Origin of the sequence: Anaeromyxobacter diazotrophicus (assembly GCF_013340205.1) — a bacterium.
Classification (GTDB): domain Bacteria; phylum Myxococcota; class Myxococcia; order Myxococcales; family Anaeromyxobacteraceae; genus Anaeromyxobacter_A; species Anaeromyxobacter_A diazotrophicus.
In genome coordinates this window covers 417,551-438,919 of record NZ_BJTG01000004.1, presented here as the reverse complement: position 1 = coordinate 438,919, position 21,369 = coordinate 417,551, and the positions used below count along the sequence as shown (strand labels likewise).

At 75.9% G+C, this 21,369-nt stretch carries 22 protein-coding genes and 2 tRNA genes; 10 read left to right on the top strand and 14 right to left on the bottom strand.

Features of this window, described 5'->3' with window-relative positions; genetic code table 11:
- The 3 genes from HWY08_RS10640 to HWY08_RS10630 are packed head-to-tail and all read right to left on the bottom strand — an operon-like array spanning position 1 to position 3,307.
- Positions 1 to 699, bottom strand: a complete 699-nt coding sequence (locus HWY08_RS10640) for an RluA family pseudouridine synthase (protein WP_176064835.1) — start codon at positions 697 to 699, stop codon at positions 1 to 3.
- On the bottom strand, positions 696 to 2,027 hold the full coding sequence (locus HWY08_RS10635) for a M16 family metallopeptidase (protein ID WP_176064834.1): 1,332 nt from the start codon (positions 2,025 to 2,027) through the stop codon (positions 696 to 698). The genes HWY08_RS10640 and HWY08_RS10635 overlap by 4 nt, the downstream gene beginning before the upstream one ends.
- Positions 2,024 to 3,307, bottom strand: a complete 1,284-nt coding sequence (locus HWY08_RS10630; RefSeq protein ID WP_235969566.1) for a M16 family metallopeptidase — start codon at positions 3,305 to 3,307, stop codon at positions 2,024 to 2,026. The genes HWY08_RS10635 and HWY08_RS10630 overlap by 4 nt, the downstream gene beginning before the upstream one ends.
- Positions 3,308 to 3,439: 132 nt before the next feature.
- Here HWY08_RS10630 and HWY08_RS10625 point away from each other — a divergent pair, with 132 nt between their 5' ends.
- Positions 3,440 to 3,715, top strand: a complete 276-nt coding sequence (locus HWY08_RS10625; protein WP_176064832.1) for a helix-turn-helix domain-containing protein — start codon at positions 3,440 to 3,442, stop codon at positions 3,713 to 3,715.
- 20 nt (positions 3,716 to 3,735) lie between these two features.
- Here the strand turns inward: HWY08_RS10625 and HWY08_RS10620 are convergent, their stop codons facing one another.
- Positions 3,736 to 3,951, bottom strand: a complete 216-nt coding sequence (locus HWY08_RS10620; protein WP_176064831.1) for a hypothetical protein — start codon at positions 3,949 to 3,951, stop codon at positions 3,736 to 3,738.
- 98 nt (positions 3,952 to 4,049) lie between these two features.
- On the opposite strand from HWY08_RS10620, the gene HWY08_RS10615 reads away from it, so the two are divergent.
- Positions 4,050 to 5,702: an HAD-IG family 5'-nucleotidase gene (locus tag HWY08_RS10615; protein ID WP_235969565.1), complete on the top strand. Its 1,653-nt coding sequence runs from the start codon at positions 4,050 to 4,052 to the stop codon at positions 5,700 to 5,702.
- On the opposite strand, the gene HWY08_RS10610 is transcribed toward HWY08_RS10615, so the two are convergent.
- Positions 5,612 to 6,898: a sterol desaturase family protein gene (locus tag HWY08_RS10610; protein ID WP_176064829.1), complete on the bottom strand. Its 1,287-nt coding sequence runs from the start codon at positions 6,896 to 6,898 to the stop codon at positions 5,612 to 5,614. The genes HWY08_RS10615 and HWY08_RS10610 overlap by 91 nt on opposite strands.
- Positions 6,899 to 6,968: 70 nt before the next feature.
- On the opposite strand from HWY08_RS10610, the gene HWY08_RS10605 reads away from it, so the two are divergent.
- Positions 6,969 to 7,067 (top strand) — tRNA-Sec (locus HWY08_RS10605).
- 7 nt (positions 7,068 to 7,074) lie between these two features.
- Here HWY08_RS10605 and HWY08_RS10600 read toward each other — a convergent pair.
- Positions 7,075 to 9,144 carry a methyl-accepting chemotaxis protein gene (locus HWY08_RS10600; protein WP_176064828.1) on the bottom strand — a complete coding sequence of 690 codons (2,070 nt, stop codon included), beginning with the start codon at positions 9,142 to 9,144 and terminating at the stop codon, positions 7,075 to 7,077.
- Between the two features lie 213 nt (positions 9,145 to 9,357).
- On the bottom strand, positions 9,358 to 10,014 hold the full coding sequence (locus HWY08_RS10595; RefSeq protein WP_176064827.1) for a class I SAM-dependent methyltransferase: 657 nt from the start codon (positions 10,012 to 10,014) through the stop codon (positions 9,358 to 9,360).
- A gap of 136 nt (positions 10,015 to 10,150) precedes the next feature.
- On the opposite strand from HWY08_RS10595, the gene HWY08_RS10590 reads away from it, so the two are divergent.
- A complete protein-coding gene (locus tag HWY08_RS10590; RefSeq protein ID WP_176064826.1) occupies positions 10,151 to 11,692 on the top strand; it encodes a phospholipase D-like domain-containing protein in 1,542 nt (513 codons plus the stop codon).
- Between the two features lie 18 nt (positions 11,693 to 11,710).
- Here the strand turns inward: HWY08_RS10590 and HWY08_RS10585 are convergent, their stop codons facing one another.
- Positions 11,711 to 12,034 carry a hypothetical protein gene (locus HWY08_RS10585; RefSeq protein WP_176064825.1) on the bottom strand — a complete coding sequence of 108 codons (324 nt, stop codon included), beginning with the start codon at positions 12,032 to 12,034 and terminating at the stop codon, positions 11,711 to 11,713.
- 120 nt (positions 12,035 to 12,154) lie between these two features.
- Between HWY08_RS10585 and HWY08_RS10580 the strand changes: the two genes are divergently transcribed.
- Complete coding sequence (locus HWY08_RS10580; protein WP_176064824.1) at positions 12,155 to 13,069, top strand: DMT family transporter; 915 nt, start codon at positions 12,155 to 12,157, stop codon at positions 13,067 to 13,069.
- Here the strand turns inward: HWY08_RS10580 and HWY08_RS10575 are convergent.
- The 3 genes from HWY08_RS10575 to HWY08_RS10565 form a co-directional block, all read right to left on the bottom strand.
- Positions 13,020 to 13,595: an RNA polymerase sigma factor gene (locus HWY08_RS10575; RefSeq protein ID WP_308469069.1), complete on the bottom strand. Its 576-nt coding sequence runs from the start codon at positions 13,593 to 13,595 to the stop codon at positions 13,020 to 13,022. The two genes, HWY08_RS10580 and HWY08_RS10575, sit on opposite strands and share 50 nt — an antisense overlap.
- 48 nt (positions 13,596 to 13,643) lie before the next feature.
- Positions 13,644 to 13,850: a hypothetical protein gene (locus tag HWY08_RS10570; protein ID WP_176064823.1), complete on the bottom strand. Its 207-nt coding sequence runs from the start codon at positions 13,848 to 13,850 to the stop codon at positions 13,644 to 13,646.
- Positions 13,851 to 13,973: 123 nt separating this feature from the next.
- Positions 13,974 to 14,315, bottom strand: coding sequence for a hypothetical protein (locus tag HWY08_RS10565; RefSeq protein ID WP_176064822.1), 342 nt, complete (start codon positions 14,313 to 14,315; stop codon positions 13,974 to 13,976).
- A 372-nt stretch (positions 14,316 to 14,687) separates the two neighbouring features.
- Here HWY08_RS10565 and HWY08_RS10560 point away from each other — a divergent pair, with 372 nt between their 5' ends.
- From HWY08_RS10560 to HWY08_RS10540, 5 genes are all read left to right on the top strand, one after another.
- A complete protein-coding gene (locus HWY08_RS10560) occupies positions 14,688 to 15,212 on the top strand; it encodes a DUF4402 domain-containing protein (protein WP_176064821.1) in 525 nt (174 codons plus the stop codon).
- Entirely contained in the window at positions 15,209 to 15,664 is a 456-nt protein-coding gene (locus tag HWY08_RS10555; protein WP_176064820.1) for a DUF4402 domain-containing protein, read from the top strand. Before HWY08_RS10560 ends, HWY08_RS10555 begins: the two co-directional genes overlap by 4 nt.
- A 10-nt stretch (positions 15,665 to 15,674) precedes the next feature.
- Positions 15,675 to 16,505, top strand: a complete 831-nt coding sequence (locus tag HWY08_RS10550) for a fimbria/pilus periplasmic chaperone (protein ID WP_176064819.1) — start codon at positions 15,675 to 15,677, stop codon at positions 16,503 to 16,505.
- A 6-nt stretch (positions 16,506 to 16,511) separates the two neighbouring features.
- Entirely contained in the window at positions 16,512 to 19,112 is a 2,601-nt protein-coding gene (locus HWY08_RS10545; protein WP_176064818.1) for a carboxypeptidase-like regulatory domain-containing protein, read from the top strand.
- A gap of 154 nt (positions 19,113 to 19,266) precedes the next feature.
- A complete protein-coding gene (locus HWY08_RS10540) occupies positions 19,267 to 20,433 on the top strand; it encodes a sensor histidine kinase (RefSeq protein ID WP_176064817.1) in 1,167 nt (388 codons plus the stop codon).
- Between the two features lie 78 nt (positions 20,434 to 20,511).
- Here the strand turns inward: HWY08_RS10540 and HWY08_RS10535 are convergent.
- The 3 genes from HWY08_RS10535 to HWY08_RS10525 all read right to left on the bottom strand — a co-directional run bounded on the left by HWY08_RS10535 (position 20,512) and on the right by HWY08_RS10525 (position 21,367).
- Positions 20,512 to 20,583 (bottom strand) — tRNA-Val (locus HWY08_RS10535).
- A gap of 47 nt (positions 20,584 to 20,630) precedes the next feature.
- Positions 20,631 to 20,942 (bottom strand): hypothetical protein, encoded by a 312-nt coding sequence (locus HWY08_RS10530; protein ID WP_176064816.1) that lies wholly within the window; start codon positions 20,940 to 20,942, stop codon positions 20,631 to 20,633.
- Positions 20,939 to 21,367 (bottom strand): SCP2 sterol-binding domain-containing protein, encoded by a 429-nt coding sequence (locus HWY08_RS10525; RefSeq protein WP_176064815.1) that lies wholly within the window; start codon positions 21,365 to 21,367, stop codon positions 20,939 to 20,941. Before HWY08_RS10525 ends, HWY08_RS10530 begins: the two co-directional genes overlap by 4 nt.
- Between the last annotated feature and the right edge of the window lie 2 nt (positions 21,368 to 21,369).

Sequence of the window (21,369 nt, the reverse complement as noted above, 5' to 3'; positions counted from 1 at the left end):
CTAGGGCGTCGTCGCTCCCGCCGCCGCCAGCGTCCGCGCCAGGTCCTCGGGCAGCGGGGCCTCGATCGCGAGCGGCGCGCCGGAGATCGGGTGGCGGAGCGCCAGCCCGGCGGCGTGGAGCGGCGTGCGCGCGAGCAGGACCGCCCCGCCCTCGCCGGTGAGCGGCCCCGCGTCGCCGTAGTCCGGGTCCACCGCCAGCGGGGTGCCCGCCCAGGCCAGGTGCACGCGGATCTGGTGCGTGCGGCCGGTCTCCGGGCGCGCCTCGACGAGCGCGAGCGCCGGGAGCGGCGGCCGGGCCGGGAACGCCTCGAGCAGCCGCACCCGGGTCACCGCCGCCTTGCCGCGCTCCTCGCCGGGCCGCGCCGGCCGCATGCGCCCGCGCCGGGCCGGGGCGATGGCCGCGTCGAGCCGCGCCTCGGTCGGCGGCGCGCCGCGCACGAGCGCCAGGTACCGCTTCTCCACCTCGTGCCGGTCGAAGGCGAGGTTGAGCGCGCGGTGCGCGGCGGCGCTCCGCGCGAAGAGGAGCACGCCGCTCGTGCCGCGGTCGAGCCGGTGCACCACCCACAGGCGCCCGAGGGCCTCCTCCGCCTCGGCCTGGACGGTGCGCTCGGGCGCGCCGCGCCCCGGGATGACGAGCCGGCCGGCGGGCTTGTCGACCGCGGCGAGGTGCTCGTCCTGGTACAGGACCGCGAGCGTCACAGGACCCGGCGCGCCGGCACGACCTTCACCGGCCCGAACCGCTCGAGCGAGGCCGCGAGCTTCCGCGCCGGCCCCACCACCACCACGGCGCCGTCGCGGAGCGGGAAGTACCGCCGCGCCAGCGCCTGGCACGCCTCGGCGCGGACGGCGCGCACGCGCTCGCGGTAGTCGGTCACCTCCGCGAGCGGCACGCCGTAGAGCCGCACGTCGGCGAGGCGCTCCGCCACCTGGTCGTGCGTCTCGAGCGAGAGCGGGTACAGGCCCGCGAGGTAGCTCTGGGCGCGCCCCAGCTCCTCCTCGGTGGGGCCGCCGTCGCAGAAGCGCTCCGCCTCGTCGAAGGCCACCTGGAGCAGCTCGCCGGTGGTCTCGACCTTGGTGAAGGAGGAGATGAAGAAGATCCCGGCGGCGCGGCTCATGGCGAAGCGGCTCCGCACCCCGTAGGAGAGGCCGCGGTTGACGCGGATGGCCTCCATGAGCCGCGAGGTGAAGCCGCCGCCGAAGATCGAGCTCGCCACCAGGGCCGGGAAGTAGTCCGGCGTCGCGCGCGCCATGGCCGGGCCGGCGATCCGCACCTGCGCCTGCGTGAGGTCCGGCTTGTCCACGACGAGCACGCTGCGCGGCACCGGCGCCGCCGGCGGCACCGGCGGCGGGGGCGGCCCGGCGCCCTTCCAGCCGGCGAGCTTGCGCCGGCAGACGCGCAGCGCCTCCTCGGCCGGGACCGCGCCCACCACCACCAGCGTGGCGGCGGCCGGGTTGAACCAGCGGCGGTGGAAGGCCACCGCGTCGCCGCGGCGGAGCGCGGCCAGGTGGGCCGAGCGGCCGTCGGTGGGGTGGCCGTAGGGGTGGCCGGGGTAGACCGCCTCGACCATGGCGCGGTCGGCCACCGCCCCTGGCTCGTCGAGCACGTGGGCGAGCCCCGCCACCTCCCGCCGGCGGATGCGCTCCCACTCCCGCGCCGGGAAGGTGGGCCGGGTGGCGAGGTCCACCACCACGTCGAGCAGCTGCGGCAGGAACTCGGCCGGGGCCGAGAGACCGAAGTAGGTGGCGTCCTCGTCGGCGCCGGCGCCGAGCTCGGTGCCGAGCGACTCGACGGTGTCGTCGATCTGCTCGCCCGTGCGCCGGGCGGTGCCCCGGCGCGCCACCTGCGCCACCAGGTGGGCGAGGCCGTGGCCGCGCGGCGGATCGAGCGCGGCGCCCGCGCCGACGACGAGCCGGACCGCCACCAGCGGCACCCCCGGCCGCTCCGCCACCACCACCGTCGCGCCGTTGGGGAGCCGCTCCTCGTGCAGCGGCGGGAGCGGGATGGGCCCGGCGCCCGGGGCCCTCACGACCGGCCCTCCGGCTCGAGCGTCACCACGCACCGGCGCGCGGGGTCGAGCCAGCTGGCGGCGACGCGCCGCACGTCCTTCGTCCCGACCGCCGCGTACTGCTCGAGCGCGCGGCCCGCCTCCCGCCAGTCGCCGAGCAGCGCCTCGGCCTGGCCGAGCGCGTGCGCCACGCCGTTGTGGGTGGCGAGCTCGTGCAGGACCGAGCTGCGCAGGAGACGCTGCGCCCGGACGAGCTCGGCCCGGCCGACGCCGCGCGCCGCCACCTTCGCGAGCTCCTCCCAGAGGAGCCGCTCGGCGCGCTCGGCCGGCACGCCGGGCGCGAGCTCCGCGAAGACGAGGAAGACGCCGGGATCGACGCGCCAGCCCCAGGAGACCTGGACCGACACCGCCACCTCCGCCTGCTCGACCAGGCGGCGCCGCAGCCGGGAGGACTCGCCCACCGCCAGCACCGCCTGCAGCACGTCCAGCGCCGCCGAGTCGGCGCTCTTCGCCGCCGGGCCGCGCCAGCCCACCAGCACCGCCGCGGCCTGGGCCGGGTAGCGCACCACCGCCCGGCGCTCGCCGCGCTGCGGGGGCTCGCCCTGCGGGACCGGGCGCGGCCGCGGGCCGACCGGGATGTCGCCGTAGGCGCGCTCCACGAGGCGGTAGGTGTCGTCCGGATCGAGGTCGCCCACCGCGTAGACCGCGGCGTTGTCGGGCGCGTAGTAGGTGCGGAAGAACTCCTGGCAATCCTCGCGCGTGATCCGCTCGATGTCCTCCATCCAGCCGATGACGGGCCAGCGGTAGGGGTGTGCCAGGAAGACCAGCGCCTCGAGCTGCTCCTCCATGAGCCCGAATACCGAGTTCTCGGTGCGCAGGCGCCGCTCCTCCTTCACCACCTCCCGCTCCTGCTCCAGCGTCTCGGGGGTGAGCGCGAGCGAGCGCATGCGGTCGCTCTCGAGGTCCACCACCGTCTCGAGCGCGTCGGAGGCGAAGTCCTCGTAGTAGGCGGTGACGTCGTTCGAGGTGTAGGCGTTGGAGCTGCCGCCCCGCGACTCGAGCACGCGGTCGAACTCCTTCGGCCCGTAGCGCGCGGCGCCGTTGAACATCATGTGCTCGAACAGGTGGCTGATCCCGGTCGTGCCGAGCCGCTCGTTGCGCGAGCCGACCTGGAAGAACGTGTAGTAGCTCACCGTCGGCACGGTCGGGTCGGCGAGGAGCCGGACCCGCAGGCCGTTCGGGAGCTGGCGGGCGACGATGCGATCGAGGTCGAGGATGGGGCCTGCTGGCGTGCGCGGCACGGGGCTCCTTTCGCGGGCTGGAAGATAGTGGCCGGCCGCGACGCCGTCCAACGCGCGCCCGCTTGCTGCGAGGATGTAAAAAATCAGTTATAGGGGACGCACCCCGCGTCCTTTCGCGGGACCCCCGAGGTCATGCAAACGGCTCTCAAGACGAGGATTCCCAGAAGGACGAGCAAGGCGAAGCCCCCGCGCGATCCGCGCCGCGAGGTGCTCCGCAAGCTCGGCGAGAAGGTCCGCTCCATCCGTCACCAGCGCGGTCTCACCCAGGAGATGCTCGCGAATTCCCTGGCGCTCTCCGTGGCTTACGTCAGCCTCATCGAGCGCGGCGGGCGCAACCCTCCGTTCACCACCGTGGTCGCGATCGCACGGGCGCTCGGCGTCTCCACGCGCGACCTGTGCGCGGAGTAGCGACCCCGCAGCGACCTGCTTCACGGCTCGAGCGGCCGGCCGCATTCGGCACAGCGGCCGCGCCGCTTCTTCAACGGCAGCCCGCAGCCCGGGCAGCGCAGGCCCGTCCGCCGCGGCGGCGACGAGGCCCGTCCGTCGCCCGGCGGCGCGCGCTTCGCCTCCAGGCGGGCGACGCGCTCCTCCAGCGCCGCGATCCGCGCCAGGAGCTCCCCGGTCGTCACGGCCCGGCGCGGCATGGCGGGAGCCTGCCCGAGCGCCGGGGGCCTGTAAAGAAAGGTGGCCCCCGCCGCGGTGGAATGGTGGCCCGGCCCGCGGAGGGTTAATGTCCGGTGGGATGCGACGACTCGATCGAAGCTCCCGCCAGGAAGCCGACGAGCCCGCGGGCGACAGCTACCGCGACGCGGAGGTGACCGCCCTGCTCGAGCGGCATCGCCTGCCCGTCCGCGAGGTGCCGTTCGCCCGCCAGATCTTCGTCAACCGCAACCTGCGGCTCGACAAGATCGACGTGGTCGGCTTCGACATGGACTACACGCTCGCGATGTACCACCTGCGGCAGCTCGAGGAGCTCGCCTTCCGCATGACCACGCGGAGGATGATCGACCACCTCGGCTACCCGGAGGTCCTGGCCGGGCTCGCCTACGATCCGGACTTCGTCATCCGCGGCCTGGTGGTCGACAAGCAGGCCGGGAACATCTTCAAGATGGACCGGCACAACCACTGCGGCCGGGCCTACCACGGCAAGCGCGTCCTCCCCTACGAGGAGGTGAAGCGCCTCTACCGCGAGGAGAAGATCCACCTCTCGCTGCCGCGCTTCGCCTGGATCGACACGCTGTTCGCGCTGCCGGAGGCGTGCCTCTTCGCCGAGATCATCGAGTGCCTGGAGGGGCGCGGCGAGCGCGTGCCCTACGCCAAGCTGTACGACGACATCCGCAACTCGATCGACACCGTCCACCGCGACGACACGCTGAAGCAGATCGTGAAGGCCGACCTGCCGCGGTTCCTGGTGAAGGACCTGGAGCTCGGCCCGGCGCTGCACAAGCTGCGCTCGGGCGGCAAGAAGCTGTTCCTCCTCACCAACTCGTTCGCGGACTACACCGAGGCGGTGATGAGCTTCATCCTCGACGGCGTCCTGCCCGAGTACCCGAGCTGGAAGAACTACTTCGACGTCATCCTCACCGGCGCGCAGAAGCCGGGGTGGTTCTCGGAGGAGCGGCCGGTGCTGCAGCTCTCGGCGCGCGGCGAGGTGCTGGGCCCGGCGGCGGCCCTCGAGCGCGGGGTGGTCTACCAGGGCGGCAGCCTGCACGCGTTCGAGCGGCTGGGCGGGATCGGCGGCGACCGGGTCCTCTACGTGGGCGACCACATCTACGGCGACATCCTCCGCTCCCGGAAGAGCTCGCTCTGGCGCACCTGCATGATCGTGCCGGAGCTGGAGGCGGAGCTCGCCTGGCTCGAGAAGAGCTCGCCCTCGCTGGAGGAGATGGCGCGGCTGGAGGAGCTGCGGGCGCGGCTCGACGACGAGATCTCGGTCCGCAAGGCAGGCCTCAACGCGCTCGACCGCCGGCTGGAGCGCGACGCGCGCGACCCGGCGACCCGGACGCAGGTCGAGGCGGAGCGGCGCGAGATGAAGCACGAGCTGGAGCAGCTGCGGCGCGCGGTGCGCGACGCCGACGCGCGCGTCCGGGAGCTGGAGCGCGCGGTCGAGCTCGGCTTCAACAAGTACTGGGGCCTCACCTTCAAGGAGGGGAACGAGAACTCGCGCTTCGGGGAGCAGATCGAGGACTACGCCTGCATCTACACGAGCCGCGTCTCGAACTTCGTCTTCTACTCGCCCATGCAGTACCTGCGCGCGCTCCGGGCCGCCATGCCGCACGAGCGGCTCATGCTGCGGATGGCGCCCTACGGCGAGGAGCACGCCCCGCCGGCCGCCGGCGCCCGCCCGTCCAAGACGCGCGGCACCGGCGCCGACGAGTCGGTCCCGCCGGGCTGAGCGCGCGCCGCCCGGGCGAGCCACAGGGCGCTCCCCGCCGCCCAGGCCGCGCCGGCCGCGACGCTGGCCGCGGTCCCGAGCGGCCGCGCCGCCGCGAGCGCGGCGCCCACCGCCAGCAGGCGCGCCCCCTCCACCGGCCACGCCCAGCCCCTCCGATCGAGGAGGCCGCCCAGCGAGGCGAGCGTCCACAGCGCGAGCGCGCCCGCGGCGGCCAGCGCGCCCCTCGGCGCGGTGTCCTGCGCGAGGAGCATGACGAAGGTGGCCGCCACCAGCGGCGCGAACTGGACGAGGGCGTAGCCCTGCAGCGCCGGGGCGAGCAGGACGTCGTGGCGCGGCCGCGCCCGCAGCGCCTCCTCGGTGGGCGCCGGGCGTCCGAGCGGGTCCACCGCGGGCGAGGCGAGCCACAGGCGCAGGCGGTCGCGGCGGCGCGGCAGCGCCCGCGCCTTCTCGGCGATCTCGAACCACGTCTGCACCTGCGCCCAGGCCGGGTTGAAGCTCGCGAGCGGCTTGGTCGTGCCGTAGACCGCCGGCGCGCGCTCCTCGCGGAAGGTGCCGAAGAGCCGGTCCCACACGATGAGGATCGCCCCGTAGTTCTTGTCGAGGTACTGCGGGTTCACCGCGTGGTGGACGCGGTGGTGCGAGGGCGTGTTGAGGACCCGCTCCAGCGGCCCGAGCTTCCCCACCAGCTCGGTGTGGATCCAGAACTGGTAGAGCGTGCTCACCGCCACGCTGGTGGCGTAGACCGCCGTCGGCACGCCCAGGAACGCCATCGGCAGGTAGAACGGGAGCGAGGTGAAGCTCGTCAGGACGGACTGCCGGAGCGCGACCGCGAGGTTGTAGTCCTCGGACTGGTGGTGCACGGCGTGGGCGGCCCAGAGCAGGTTCACCTCGTGCGAGAGACGGTGCCACCAGTAATAGGCGACGTCCACGGCGACGAAGGCGACGAGCCAGGGCCAGCCGCTCCCGGGCCGGAAGGTGACGAGCCGCGCGTGCTGATAGAGCCAGGCGTAGGCGGCGAGCAGCGCCGCGCCCGCGAAGACGAGCACCACCTGCTGTCCGACCCCGCAGCCGAGGTCCGCCAGCGCGTCCGCGAGGCGGTAGACCGCGCGCCGGCGGGCCCGCGCCGCGAGCAGCTCGACCCCGATGAGGAGGAGGAAGAAGGGGATCGCGAGCGCGATGTAGTTGGTCGTCGGCACCGGCCGCCCCGCCCCTTCAGATAAGGGCGGATGCTTGACCGTGCCCGGCGCACCGCGTAAACCCGACCGCGGTAGAGCGTCCTGGGCTGGTGCCGGGCCCGGTCTTCAAAACCGGTGGATGGTGCTGAACGGCGCTGTCGGGGGGTTCGATTCCCCTGCTCTACCGCCACCCAGCCTTACGCGCGGGCCTCCGTCGCCGGCGCGCGCCGGCGCGGCGCCGCCGCGGCCGCGCGCTCGAGCTGGAACATCCCCACCATCGCCGCCAGCTCCTGGGCCTGACCGGAGAGCTCCGCCGCGGCCGAGGACGACTCCTCGGAGTTGGCCGCGTTCTGCTGCGTGACCTGGTTCACCTGCTCCACCGCCCTCGTCACCTGGTCGATGCCGGCGGCCTGCTCCTTCCCGGAGGCGGCGATCTCGGCCACGATGTCCGTCACCTTCGACACGGAGGTCGAGATCCCGGCCAGGACCTCGGCCACGTGCTTCGCGGTCAGCTCGCCCTCGCCCGCCTGCCTCACCGAGTCGCGGATCAGGTCCTCGGTCTTGTTGGCGGCCTCCTTCGAGCGCAGCGCCAGCGACCGGACCTCCTCCGCCACCACCGCGAAGCCGCGCCCGGCCTCGCCGGCGCGCGCCGCCTCCACCGCGGCGTTGAGCGCGAGGAGGTTGGTCTGGAACGCGATCTCGTTGATGTCCTTGATGATCTGCGAGGTGCCCGAGGCCGAGGCCTTGATCTTCGCCATCGCGCCCGACATCTGCTCGATGGCGGCGCCGCCCTCCGTCGCCGCCGCCTTGGCGAGCTCCGCGAGGCCGTTCGCCTGCTGGGCGCTGTCGGCGGCCTGCTTCGTGATCATCGCCATCGACTCCAGGCTGGAGGAGGTCTCCTCCAGGGAGCTCGCCTGCTCGGAGGCGCCCGACGCCACGGTCTGGCTGGAGGCCGCGATCTGCCCCGCCGCCGACGACACCTGGTCGACGGCGTGGGCGACCTGCGCCAGCGCCTGGTGCAGCGCCTCCGCCGTCCCGTTCACCGCCTCCTTCATGCGCGCCAGCTCGCCCTGGTACTCGCCCTTCACGCGCGCGCGCAGGTCCCGGCCCGCGAGCTGCTCCAGCACCCGCGAGGACTCCCGCATCGGCCCCACCACCGCGTCGAGCGTGGCGTTCACGCCCTCGACCACCTTGCGGAACTCGCCCTCGTGGCGCGCGGCGTCGGCGCGGGTCTCGAGCTGCCCCGCGACGCCCGCCCGCGCGAGCGCGTTCGCGTCCGCGACCAGCGCCCGGACCGAGTCGATGCAGCGGTTGAGCGACGCCTGCATGGCGACCACGTCGCCGTGCACCTCGGCCGTCCGGCGCTCCGGGATGTCGCCGTGCGAGATCCGCTCGACGTACTCCGTCATGGTCGAGAACGGCACGAAGACGGTGTCGAGGGCGTGGTTCATCCCCTCGAGGATGGGGCGGAACTCCGGGTGGATCGCCGCGGCGTCGGCCCGCGTCGAGAGCCGGCCCTCGGCGAAGGCCCGCTGCACCCGCCGCGCCTCGTCCGCCACCCGCGTCAGCGGGCGCGCGACGGAGCGGGCGAGGACGACGGCCACGCCCGCGACCAGCGCCGTGGTGAGGAGCACCATGAGCGCGATGGCCACGAGCTGGGTCCTCCGCGCCGCGAGCGCCGCCTCCCGCTTGGCGCTCACCGCCACCTCGATGTCGTCGACGTAGTTCCCCGTCCCGACGACCCAGCCGAATGGGGCGAAGGCCAGCGTGTAGGCGCGCTTCGGCAGCTGCGGGCCGCCCTCCTGCCGCACCATGTAGTAGTCCGTGTACCCGCCGCCGGACCGCCCGTTGGAGAGGAAGTCCCGGACCCACCGCTTGCCCTTCGCGTCCGGCTTGTCGATCCGGCTCTTCCCCTCGTCCGCCCTGCCGAGCAGGACGACGTTCACGCCGTCGTAGTCGTCGGCCCAGAAGTAGCCGTCCTTGTCGTACCGGAGCTTGCGCAGGAAGTCGGCGCCCATGAGCTTCGCCTGCTCCTGCGACAGCTCCCCGCGATTGGCGCGGTCCACGATCTGCTGGAGCATCGAGACCGCCTGCTCGACCTGCAGGCGCGCGTTGCGGTCGAAGTTCTCGCGCAGCGTCCGGTCCAGCTCCGCGATCCGGACGTCGGTGTCGTCGGCGCTGAGCTTCACCATGTAGAGGCCGAGGCCGGCTCCCACCAGGACCGCGGCCCCGACCCCGAGGACGATGATCTTTCCAGTCGTGCGCATCTCGCTCCGCCTTCGTCCGGCTGCCGGCGCGCGCTGCGTCGAGCTCGACGCCGCCACGCCCGCTCAGCCGCAGCTGTGTCGTCTGGACCGACGACAGCGGTGCCTCTTTGCGAACCCCGTGCCGGGCTGGAAGCCACGGAATCGCTACGCCGCCAGCGGGAAGGGGCGTCGCGCCAGCCTCCTATGGGTGGCGCGCGGACCGCCCCATGTCGCTCAGCACCCAGGCGCGTCGAACGCGACCACCATGTTGTACGGCAGCGGGAAGGCCTCGCCAGCGGGGGCGAGACCGTGCGCCGCCACCTCCGCCACCAGCGCGTCGCGCCGGTAGAGGACCGTCCGGAGGCCCTCGAAGCGCTTCTGCAGGCGGTAGCAGCGCCCGCCGGCGCTCTCGCGCGGCACCTGCAGCACGAGCCGGCCGCCGGGCGCGCAGAGGCGGCACAGGCGCGCGACGGCTTCCCCCGGACTCGCCACGAACTCGAGCGCGCCGCAGCAGATGACGAGGTCATAGCGCCGCGGGGGGTCGAACGTCTCGAGGTCCGCGACCTCGGCCAGGTCCACGTCCGGCCGGACGAGCTCCACCATGCCGGCGGCGGCGTCGACGGCGTGCACCCACATCCCCGCCCGCTTGGCGGCGCGGGCGAAGAACCCTCCCCCGCAGCCGACGTCGACGACGGTGCGCCGCGCCGGCGAGGCCAGGTCGGCGAGCCGCAGCACCGCCTCGCGCTCCCGCCAGCGCAGGCTCGCCAGCAGCCCGCGCGAGACCCGCTCCTCGTACCGCACCGCGCGCTCGTGGTAGTGGCGAATGGCGAGCGCCTTCCAGCTCGCGGGCAGGCCGCCGCGGGGGGCCGGGGCGTCGTTCGGGCGTGGCACGGCGTGCAAGATGCGCCTCCCCGCCGTCCGGTGCGCGACTTGACGGGCAGTGGCCCCCGTCGGGGCCGCCGGGTGCGGGGACGTTCCTTCGATGGACTCCGCGCCGGCAGCGAGCGGCCGGGTTACAACTCGGGGGATGCCTCTCCAGGCGAGCTGGGCGGCCGGGCGCGCCCCGTGGGACTCGCGCGACCACCTGCGGGCGGCCGGCGAGCAAGCGTTCTCGCGCGCGGCCGGGGCCCCGCTCGTGCCGGACAACCGCCTCGAGCTGCTCCTCGACGCGGCCGAGAACTTCCCCGCCTGGCTGGAGGCGATCGGGGGGGCCCAGCGATCCATCTGCCTCGAGGCCTACATCCTCGCCGACGACGCGCTGGGGAACCGCTTCGCGGACGCGCTGGTGGCGGCCGCGCAGCGCGGGGTGCGGACCCGCGTCCTCTACGACTGGCTCGGCGCGCGCGGCGAGGCCGGCCGGCGCTTCTGGCGGCGGCTCGAGGCGGGCGGGGTCGAGGTCCGCTGCTTCAACCCGTTCCGCGTGGACCGCCCCCTGGGCTGGCTCCGGCGCAACCACCGCAAGAGCCTGCTGGTGGACGGGTGCGTCGGCTTCGTGACCGGCCTCTGCCTCGCCGAGCGCTGGGCCGGCGATCCGGCCCGCGGCCTCGCGCCGTGGCGCGACACCGGCGTGCGGGTGGAGGGTCCGGCGGTCGCTGGCCTGGCCCGCGCCTTCGCCCGCGTCTGGGCCGAGGCCGGTCCGGCCCTCCCGCCGGGCGAGCTCGTGGACCAGGAGGCGCTGGCGCCGGCGGGCGGGGTGGCGCTGCGGGTCATCGGCACCGAGCCGGCCACCGCCGGGCTCCTCCGCCTCGACCAGCTGATCGCGGCCACCGCGCGCCAGACGCTCTGGATCACCGACGCCTACTTCGTGGGCTCGCCGGTGTACGTGCAGAGCCTGCGGGCCGCGGCGCTCGACGGGGTCGACGTGCGCTTCCTGGTGCCGGGCTCGAGCGACCTCGGCCTGGTGAAGCGGCTCGGCACCGCCGGCTACCGCCCGCTGCTCGAGGCGGGGGTGCGGGTGTTCGAGTGGAACGGCCCCATGCTCCACGCGAAGACGGCGGTGGCGGACAGCCGCTGGGCGCGCGTCGGCTCCTCGAACCTCAACGTGGCGAGCTGGCTCGGCAACTGGGAGCTCGACGTGGCGGTGGAGGACGAGGGCTTCGCGCGCGAGATGGAGGACACCTTCGAGGAGGACCTGACGCACGCCACCGAGGTGGTGCTCGGCCCGCGCCTGCGGCCGCTGCACCCGCGGCCCGCCCGCCCCCCGGAGCGCCCGCGGCGGCAGCGGCGCGAGGGCTCGGCGGTGAAGACGGCGGGCGCCATCCGCATCGGCAACACCGTCGGCGCCGCCCTGGGCGGCTACCGCGTGCTCGGGCCGGCGGAGGCGACGCTGGTGCTGGCGGCCGGGGCCGCGCTGGTGCTGCTGGCGGTGGCGGCGCTGCTCTTCCCGCGCGTCGTGCTCGCGCCGGCCATCGTGCTCGGCCTCTGGCTCGGGGCGGCGCTCCTGCTCCAGGCCTTCAGGCTGCGCGCCGACGCGCGGCGCCACCCTCCGGAGATCGCCGCCGGACCGCCCCGCTCCGCCCAGGCGGAGCGGGAGCCGGCGCCCGAGGAGGAGGAGGGGCGCGCGCCGTGACGGGCGCGGCTCGGCGCGCTACGGCTCGACCACGGTGACGCGGTAGACCCAGCGCGTCCCCTGCCCGCCCGAGCTGCGCACGGAGCAGAGCGTCTCGCCGGCCTTCGCGCCGCGGAAGCGCAGGCCGGCGCCGGTCAGCTCGAACGTGACCAGCGCCGGGTCGTCGCAGATGGGCGCCACCGCCGGGCAGATCACGGTCCCGGTCTGGCACAGCTCCACCGCCTCGCCGCGCCGCAGCCGGAGCGGCGTCACGCCGGGCGGCGCCGCCTCCGCGCCCGCGGCGGCGGCGGAGAGCGGGGCGAGCGACGCGGCGAGGAAGCCGAGGAGCCGGGGCGAGATCATGCGCCGAGCGTACGGCGACCGCGGGCGGCGCGCCAGCGGCGCGCGAGGGTGGCGGACGAGGCCGCGGCGCGGTAAACGGACGGACCCCGCGCCGCGCGGCGCCGGGAGCGGAGGTCGACGGTGACGAGGCGGGGCGGGCTGCTCTTCGCGGCGCTGTGCGTGATCTGGGGGATCCCTTACCTCCTCATCAAGGTGGCGGTGCGCGACCTCTCGCCCGCCACCCTCGTCTTCCTGCGCACCGCGCTCGGCGCGCTCATCCTGGTGCCGCTGGCGGTCCGGCGCGGGCAGGCCCGGGCGCTCCTCCCGCACTGGCGCGCGCTCCTCGCCTACACGGTGGCCGAGATCGCCATCCCCTGGATCTTCCTCTCCGACGCCGAGCGGCGGCTCTCGAGCTCGCTCTCGGGCCTCATCGTCGCGGCGGTGCCCATCGTCGGGGCGGTCCTGTCCACGCTGACGGGCGGCCGGGAGCGCTTCGACGGGCGCCGCGGGGTGGGCTTCGCCCTCGGGCTCGTAGGCCTGGTGGTCCTGCTCGGGTTCGACCCGGCCGGCGCCGACCTGCGCACCATCTCCGAGATGGTGCTCGTGGTGCTGGGCTACGCCGTGGGCCCCATGATCGTCGCCCGGCGGCTGCAGGACGCGCCCGCGCTCGGGGTGGTGGCGGGGTCGCTCGTGCTGGCGGCCGCCGGCTACGCGCCGCCCGGGATCGCCCAGCTGCCCGCCACCCTGCCCGGCCCGGCGGTGATCCTGTCGGTGCTGGTGCTGGGGGCGATCTGCACCGCGCTCGCCTTCGTCATCTTCTTCGAGCTCATCGCCGAGATCGGCCCGGTACGCGCGACGGTGGTGGCGTACGTGAACCCGGCGGTGGCGGTGGCGCTCGGCGTGCTGCTCCTCGGCGAGCCCTTCACGGCGGCCACGCTGGCCGGGTTCGTGCTCATCCTGGGGGGCTCGTTCCTCGCCACCCGCCCGGCCGGCGCCAGCCCCGCGGCTACTCGACGAGCCCCTGCTCCTTCGCCATCGTCGCGAGCCGCTCCTTGAGCCGCTCGAAGCGCTTCATGAGGGCCGCCGCCGCGACGGGCGCACCGTCCGCGGAGAGCACCTCCGCGATCTCGCTCCACGCGAGCTCCTGATCCACCCGCAGCGCCAGGAGCGACTGCTCCTCCACCGAGAGCGCCTCGCGCAGCTTCTCGAGGGCCTGACGCCGCTGCTCGACCCGCACGGCGGTCCGCGTGCGCACCTCGCCCGCGATGCGCGAGGCCTCGCCCGTGGCGAGCCGGCGGCCCCGCTTGCGCCACGCCTCGCCGCGGACGTCGAGCGCGGCGTGGTGGGCGATCCGGTAGGCCCACCCGCGCAGCGAGGCCTCGCCGCGGAAGTCCGGCAGGCCGCGCCACAGGTCCTCCGCGAACTCGGAGAACGCGTCGCCGGCGAGCGCCTCGTCGCGGAGGATCGATCGCAGGTAGCGGAGCACCTGCGGGCCGATCCCGCGCAGCGCCTCGGTGGCGGCGGCCGCGGGGTCCTGGGCGGCGAGCGCCTTCACCCGCGCCTCGAGCTCGATGGCCGGCATGGGCCGAGCGTACCGGACCGGCGTGGGCGATCGCCACCCTGGCCTCGCTCAGCAGGCGTGCCCCTGCATCGCCGCCGCGCAGGCCTCCGCGTGGAGCTGGGCGTCGCTCGGCGCGTGCCACACCTGGGACAGGAATCCAGCCGAGAGCGCGGCGCACAGCGCGGCGATCCAGAGCCCCTTGACCAGGGCGGGCATCCGCCCGTGGACGTGGAACGCGGGGACCTCGGCGGCGGGGACGGCGGCGGTGTTCGTCATGGTGGCCCTCTCCTCGACCGGCGCCAGCGCGGCGCCTTCGGGAGAGAGGACGGGAGGCGGGGCGAGATCTGACAGCAGCACCCTTCGGGGCCACCGGGGCCGGACGATCGCCGGGGCGCGCGGTCAGTTGAGGAGCGGCCGTCGGCGCGGCGAGGGCGGCGCGGGGAGCTGCTCCGCCTCCAGCCCCTCGCGCGTGAGGAGGAAGCGCACCTTGCCCGAGCCGCGCTCCGTCTCGAGCTCCGCCTCGAAGGCCGGGCCGCCGATGGTGCCGAGCAGCAGGTCCTTCTTGAGGTTCACGACCCGGCCCTGGACGAGATCGCCCGCGACCGGCGTCACGCCGGCGTTGCGGCGCAGCAGCTCGAGCGCGGCCTGGTGCAGCGTGCCGGCCAGCGCCGGGGTGAGCGGGATGGTGCTGAGCAGCACGGAGATGAGCCGCCACGAGGGCGTGGAGCTGGCGCTGGCCACGGCGCCGACCCTAAGCCCTCCCTCAGGTCCGCCGCAACCGGCGCCATCGTCGCCGCGCGGCGCCGACCCAGCGCCCCAGCGCCGAGACCCCTGCGCGCCCGGCCGAGGCTCCCTTGGCGGTGGGTGGCGAGGCCTGCGTCGATCCGCCACCCAGGTGCCGGAGGACCCGCGGCCCTCCGCCGGCACGGACCCTGCGTTTCGTGGGCCCCCGCGCCTCCTTTCGCCCTCGACGCAGGGCGAAATCGGGGCCGGTCCGCTCATTGCACTGAGGGTCGAGGTGAGGCCGTGTCGACCACGCGCCAGGCCTCGCCGTGCCGGGACCTCCCGCACGCAGGCGCACGCACACTCCCGCGAACGGGGAGAGGAGGCAACATGAGCACGTTTCGAGTTGCGAGTCCCGCCCGGCGCCGGGCGCTCCGCGCGGTGATCGCGGCGGGGGCGGCGCTGCTGGCGCTGCCCGCCGCGGCGTCCAACACCGCCAGCGGCACGGCGAACGCGGAGGTGGTGCAGCCCATCGCCATCGCCGCCGTCCAGACCCTCGAGTTCGGCAAGCTGGTCGCGGGCACCGGCGGCACGGTCGCCGTGTCGGTGGCCGGCGCCCGCACCCCGTCGGGCGGCGTGATCGCGCTCGCCTCCCCGGCGCCGCGCGCCGCGACCTTCACGGTCACCGGCGACTCGGGCGCGGCGTACACGGTCACCCTGCCCGCCGACGGGAGCGTCACCCTCTCCGACGGCGCCTTGCACACCATGGCCGTCGACAGCTTCACGAGCGACACCACCGGCACGATCACGGGCGGCAGCGTGACGCTCACCGTGGGCGCGACGCTCACGGTCGGGAACGGGCAGGCCCAGGGCGCGTACACCGGCACCTTCCCGGTGAGCGTGGATTACCAGTGACCGCCCGCCGCCGCTGGCTCGCCGCCGCGGCGGCGGTGGTCGTCCCCTGCCTCGGCGCCGCGCTCGGCATCGCGGTGGCTCCGGGGCAGGGGCTCTCCTTCGGCGCGTTCGCGGCGGGGAGCGGCGGCGCGGTCACGGTCTCGCCCACCGGCAGCCGCGCCGCGACGGGGGGCGTGGTGCTCCTGTCGGCCAGGCCCGGGGCGGCGGCGACCTTCACGGTCACCGGAGATCCCGGGCTGAGCTTCGGGCTCACCCTGCCGGCGGACGGGGCGGTGGCGCTGACGAGCGGCGCGCACGCCATGGCGCTGAGCGGGTTCACCTACCTGCCGGCCACGCTGAGCCTCGGGGCCGGGTCGCAGGTGGTGTCGATCGGGGCGACGCTCGCCGTGGGCGCGCAGCAGGCCCCCGGCAGCTACGCGGGCACGTTCGACGTGACCGTCAACTACCAGTGAGGAACGGACGATGGCGCAGGCGCGAGCGACGGAGTGGGCGAGGGCGAGGGCGCGCGGGCTCCTCGCGGCCGCGGCGCTGGCGGCCCTCCTGCCCGGCGGCGCCCGCGCCGACCAGGAGCTCATGCTCTTCCCGACGCGCCTCGTGCTCGCGGCGGGCCAGCGCGCCGCCCAGCTCACGGTGGTGAACCGGGCCGCGAAGCCGGCGACGTTCCAGGTGGCGCTGGTGGAGCGGCGCATGGACGAGGTGGGCCAGCTCGTGCCCGCCCCGGAGCCGGCGCCCGGCGAGCGCTTCGCGACGCCGCTGCTCCGCTTCTCGCCCCACCAGTTCACGATCGCCCCCGGGGCGGAGCAGGTGATCCGGGTGCAGGTGCGCCGGCCGGCCGACCTCGAGCGCGGCGAGTACCGGTCGCACCTCCTGCTCAAGCGGGTGGCCGAGGCGCGGGCCCAGCCGCGGGCCGGCGGGTTCTCGGTCCAGCTCGAGGCGCTGGTCGGGGCCTCGATCCCGGTCATCGTGCGCCAGGGGCCGCTCGCCGCCACGCTGGCGATCGAGGAGCTCCAGGTGGAGCGGCCGGCCGGAGGCGCCCCCGCGCTGGCCGTGACCCTGCGGCGCGACGGGGAGCGCTCGGTCTACGGCGACCTCGAGGTGTTCGCCCCCGCCCCCGGCGGCCTCGAGCGGAGCGTCGGGAAGCTGCGCGGCGTCGCCGTCTACGTCCCGAACCGCTCGCGCCGCGCCCGCGTGCCGCTCGAGGCCGCCCCGGGCCCCGGTCCGCTGCGCGTCACCTTCCGCGAGGAGCCCACCCGGGCGAAGCCGCTCGCGGAGGCCACCCTCGAGCTGCGCTGAGGACGCGTGCCCCACCTCCCCGCCAGGCTGCGCAGCGGGGCGTGGGCGCTCGGCGCGGCCCTGGCGCTCGCCGCCGCGGCGCCGGCGCGGGGCGCCCCCCGGCCGCCGCGGGAGGAGGCGCTGCTGCTCGAGGTGCACCTCGGCGGGCTCGTCGTGTGCGACGGGCTCCCTGCCTACGCGACGGCTCAGGGCGTCCGCCTGCCGCTCCTGCAGCTCGCGCAGGCGCTCTCCCTGGACATCCACGCGCTGCCCTTCCCCGACCTGGCGGAGGGGTTCGTGCTCGACGAGCGCCGGACCTTCCGGCTCGCGCCCGGGCGGGTGACGCTCGGCGACCGCGTCGAGCCCACCGACCCGGCGCTCCTCGAGGCGCGCGACGACGACGTCTACGTCGCGCTCCCGCTGCTGGAGCGGTGGCTGTCGGTGAAGCTCGAGGTGAAGCCGGAGCTGCAGATCCTGGAGGTGACCGCGCTCGAGCCGCTGCCGGTGCAGGCGCGCCTCGAGCGCGAGGCGCTGGCGGCCCAGCTCGCCCGGCGCGGGCCGCGCGAGCCCGGGGCGGCGCGGCTCGAGGACGAGCGCGCGCTCGTCGCCTTTCCGTCGGTCGACCAGACGCTCTCGGCCGAGGTCCGCCACGACCGCCCCGGCGCCCGGACGTCGCTCCGCTCCACCACCTTCGCGGCCGGCGACCTGGCCGGCGCCGAGGCGTCGCTCTACGCCGGCCTGTCGAACGGGCGCGACGCGGTGGACCTCCGCCCCACGCTGGCGCGCTCGGATCCGGACGGGCGGCTGCTCGGGCCGCTCGCGGCGCGCTACGCCGGCGTGGGCGCGGTGCTGGTGCCCGGGCTGCGCAACGTCTCCTCCGCGGACCCGCGCTGGCTCGGCGCGACGGTGACCAACTACCCGCTCGGCCTCCCCGGGGCGTTCGACCGCTACAGCCTGAGCGGCGCGCTGCGGCCGGGCTGGGACGTGGAGCTGTACCAGAACGGCGCGCTGGTGGCGTACCAGGCGGCGCGTCCCGACGGGACGTACGCCTTCGACGAGCTGCCGCTCCTGCTCGGGCAGAACGAGTACCGGCTGGTCTTCCACGGCCCGTTCGGCGAGCGCCGCGAGGAGGCGCGCAGCCTGTTCTTCGGGCCCACGATGACGAGCCCGGGCGAGGTCCGCTACCGCGTGTCGGCGCAGCGGGACGGGGCGGGCTGCTTGCGCGCGAGCGCCCTCCTCGACGCCGGCCTCGGCCGGCACCTCTCCCTGGCCGGCGGCGCGGCGGTGGTGCCGTACCGGCTCGCCAGCAAGGGCTTCGCCTTCGCGGGGCTGCGCGCCGCCCTGGGCGGCCTCTTCCTGCAGGCCGACCTGGACGTGGCCTCCGACGCCGGGCGGCTGGCGGAGCTGGCGCTCCTGACGCGCCTCGGGGGCGTGAACGTCCGGCTGTCGGAGCTGCTCGCGAGCTCGTTCACGAGCGAGCTGCTCCCGGCCCGGGCAGACCCGCTCGTGCGGCGCGCGACCGCGCGCCTCGACGCGGTGGCCCCCGCGGCGGTGCCGCTCGCGCTCGCGCTCGACCTGCAGCGCGACACGCTCCGGTCGGGCGCCAGCGAGGACACCGTGAACGGGCGCGTCTCGGCCACCGTGGGGCGCACCGCCTTCAGCCAGACGCTGCGCTGGGTGTCGCTCCAGGGCTTCGAGCTGACCGAGGCGGTGACCCGCTTCAGCCGGCGGTTCGGCGCGCTCGCGGTGAGCGGCCAGGCGCTGTGGGAGCTCCACCCCGCCCGCCGGCTCGAGCTGCTCGACCTGCGCGTGGAGCGGCAGCTCGGCGAGGTGCTGCTCCAGGGCGGCGTCGTCTCCCTCCCGCAGAGCCGCGACGAGCGGCTCGTGCTCGCGGCGGTGAAGGCGCTCGGGGCGTTCGGGCTGCAGGTCGCGGCCTCGCTCTCGACCACCGGCGAGGTCGTGGTGGGCACGCAGCTCTTCTTCTCGCTCACCCGCGAGCCCCGCGAGGGCGGGCTCGTGGCCGACGCGCAGCCCGCCGCCGGCGCGGGGGCGCTCTCGGCGCGGGTGTTCCTCGACCGGAACGGCAACGGGCGGCTGGACCCGGGCGAGCCGGTCATCCCCGGCGCGCGCCTGCTCGTGAACGGCTCGGCGGCGGGCCCCGCGACCGACGCGCGCGGCGTCGCCTTCCTCCGCCAGCTCCCGGCCTACCAGCCGGTCGAGGTCGCCGTGGACGAGGCGGCGCTCGAGGATCCGCAGTGGAAGGCGGGCGCGGGCGGGCTGACGGTGCTCGCCCGGCCCGGCAAGAGCCAGCTGGCCGACCTCCCGGTGATCCCGACCGCGGTGGTGGAGGGCACGGTGTCCCTGCGCGAGCGGCGCGCGCAGCGGCCGCTCGAGGGCGCCGAGGTCCTGCTCCTCGACGCCGCCGGCGAGGTCGCCGGGCGCGCCCGCACCTCGTACGACGGCTGGTACGCGTTCGAGGGCGTCCGCCCGGGCGTCTACCGCCTGCGGCTGTCGGACGCCACCGTCCGGGAGCTCGCGCTGGCGTCGCCGGCCGAGCGCGAGATCGAGGCGCTGGAGGACGGCGGCGCCGGAGACCGCGCGCTGGTCGTGACGCGCGCGGCGCGCTGAGGAAGGCGAGCGCGGTCGCCGTGGGGCGCTGTGCGGCGCTGTGGGGTCGATCGCCCCGCGCCGCCGGCGTCCCCTGCGCGCGGTGCGCGCCCGCCCGCGGCGCCCGCGAGCAGGGGGCATCCGCGCGCCGCAGGACCCGCTATCATCTTCACCCATGGACGACGCGGCGGGACGCGACGGCTCCGGCGGTGCTCCGACCCGCTACCTGCCCGCGGGGCGCACCGACCCCGCGGCGCTGGCGGCGGAGCTGGCCCAGGCGGCCCGGACGCCCCTCCTGACCGCGCTCCTCCAGGCCAGCGGCGCGGCGGCGGTGGTGCTCGACGGGCATCGCCAGATCGTCGCCGTCAACGCCGCCTACCTCGGCCTCGCCGGCGTGGAGCGGCCGGAGGACGTGCTGGGGCTGCGCCCGGGCGAGGCGCTCGCCTGCGCGCACGCGGACGACGGCCCCGACGGCTGCGGCACGGGGCGCGCCTGCGCCTCGTGCGGCCAGGCCGTCGCCCTCCTCATCGCGGGGCGGGCCGGCCGCGCCGAGGAGCGCACCTGCCACCTGGCCCGGCGCTGGGCCGGCGCGGAGGAACACCTCGAGCTGCGGGCGCGCGCCGCGCCGCTCGAGCTGGAGGGGGCGCGGTTCACGGTGGTCTCGCTCGTCGACGTGACCCGGGCCAGCCAGCGGGCGCAGCTCGAGCGCGTCTTCCTGCACGACCTCGCGAACCTGGCCATCGGGCTCAAGTCGGCGGGCGAGGTGCTCCGCGATCCGCTCGACCCCGGCGAGGCCGTCGAGGCGGCCGACGACGTCGTGGTCCTGAGCGAGCACCTGGTGCGCGAGGTCCACCTGCAGCGCGCCATGACCCGCGGCGAGCCCGGCGCGTACGCCGCCAGCCGGCGCCCGGTGCCGGTGGCCGCGGCGCTCGACCTCGTCCGGCGCACCGTCACCGGCCACCCGGCGCACGAGGGCCGGCGCCTCGCGCTCGGCGCGGCGCCGGAGGGGCTGGCGGTCGTCACCGACCCCGCGCCGCTGCAGCACGTCCTCGTGAACATGGTCGTGAACGCGCTCGAGGCGACGCCGCGCGGCGGGACGGTCCGCCTGGTGGTCGACCGGCTGCAGGACGCCGTCGCGTTTCGCGTCTGGAACCCCGGCGCGATCCCGGCCGCCGTCGTGCCGCGCATCTTCCAGCGTCACTTCACCACCAAGCGCGGCGAGGGACGCGGCCACGGGACCTACTCCATGAAGCTCTTCGGCGAGCGCCTCCTCGGCGGGAGGGTGCGCTTCACCACCTCGGCCGCCGACGGGACCTGGTTCGAGCTCCTCCTCGAGGCGTAGCGGGCGGGCGGCGCGCCTCGCCAGGAACACGAAGGGCCGGCCGCCCCGGATCGCTCCGGAACCACCGGCCCTTCAGAGTGGGCGCTGCAGGTTTCGAACCTGCGACCCCAGCCGTGTGAAGGCTGTGCTCTACCGCTGAGCTAAGCGCCCTGACTGAGAAAACGGGGGCGGAGTATGCCGACGAGGGCCCCGGGGTGTCAACGTGAACCGTCGCCGTCGTCAGGACCGGCGCCGCCGCCCGCCTCGAGCTTCTCGGAGAGCTCCCGCGCCTTGCGCTTGAGGCGCGCCACCTGCTTGCGGAGCTCGTGGTAGTCGGGGCGCGCGGCCAGGCCGGCGGCGTGCAGCGCCCGCTCCTGGACGGCCTCGAACGTCCGCAGCCCGCGCTGGGCGAGGCCGACCGCGCGCGCCACCGCCTCCTGCCCGCGCGGGTCGGACAGGACCGCGCCCGCGGCCCGGCTCACCGCCCGCGCGCCCTGCTCCAGGAGCCCTCCCGCGATCCCCTTGCTCAAGGCGTCCTCCCCTCGTCGACGAACTCGGTGGCGACGCTCGCCAGCGCGGCGTCGACGAGAGGACGATAACCGGCCCGCCGCACCAGCGCCTGCAGGTCGCCCTCCACCCGGACGCGGCCGCTGAGCGCCGCCCGCACGGGGTCCTCGCCGCGCAGGAGCGCCTTCCAGACGCGGTAGCTCGCGCGCACCACGTAGGCGGGCGCGAGCTCCCACAGCTCGTCCTCGTCGGCGAGCACGCGCACCACGGCGATCCGGCCGCGCTCCTGCCGCCCGTACACGGCGAAGGCGCGCGGCAGGTGCGGCGGCTCCGGCTCCACCACCGCCGCCAGGTCGGCGCCCAGCCCCGCGAGCGCCTGCGCCAGCGCGGGCTGACGGTTCGCCGCCTCGACCACCGCCTCGACCCAGGGCCGCGAGGGGAAGAGCACGC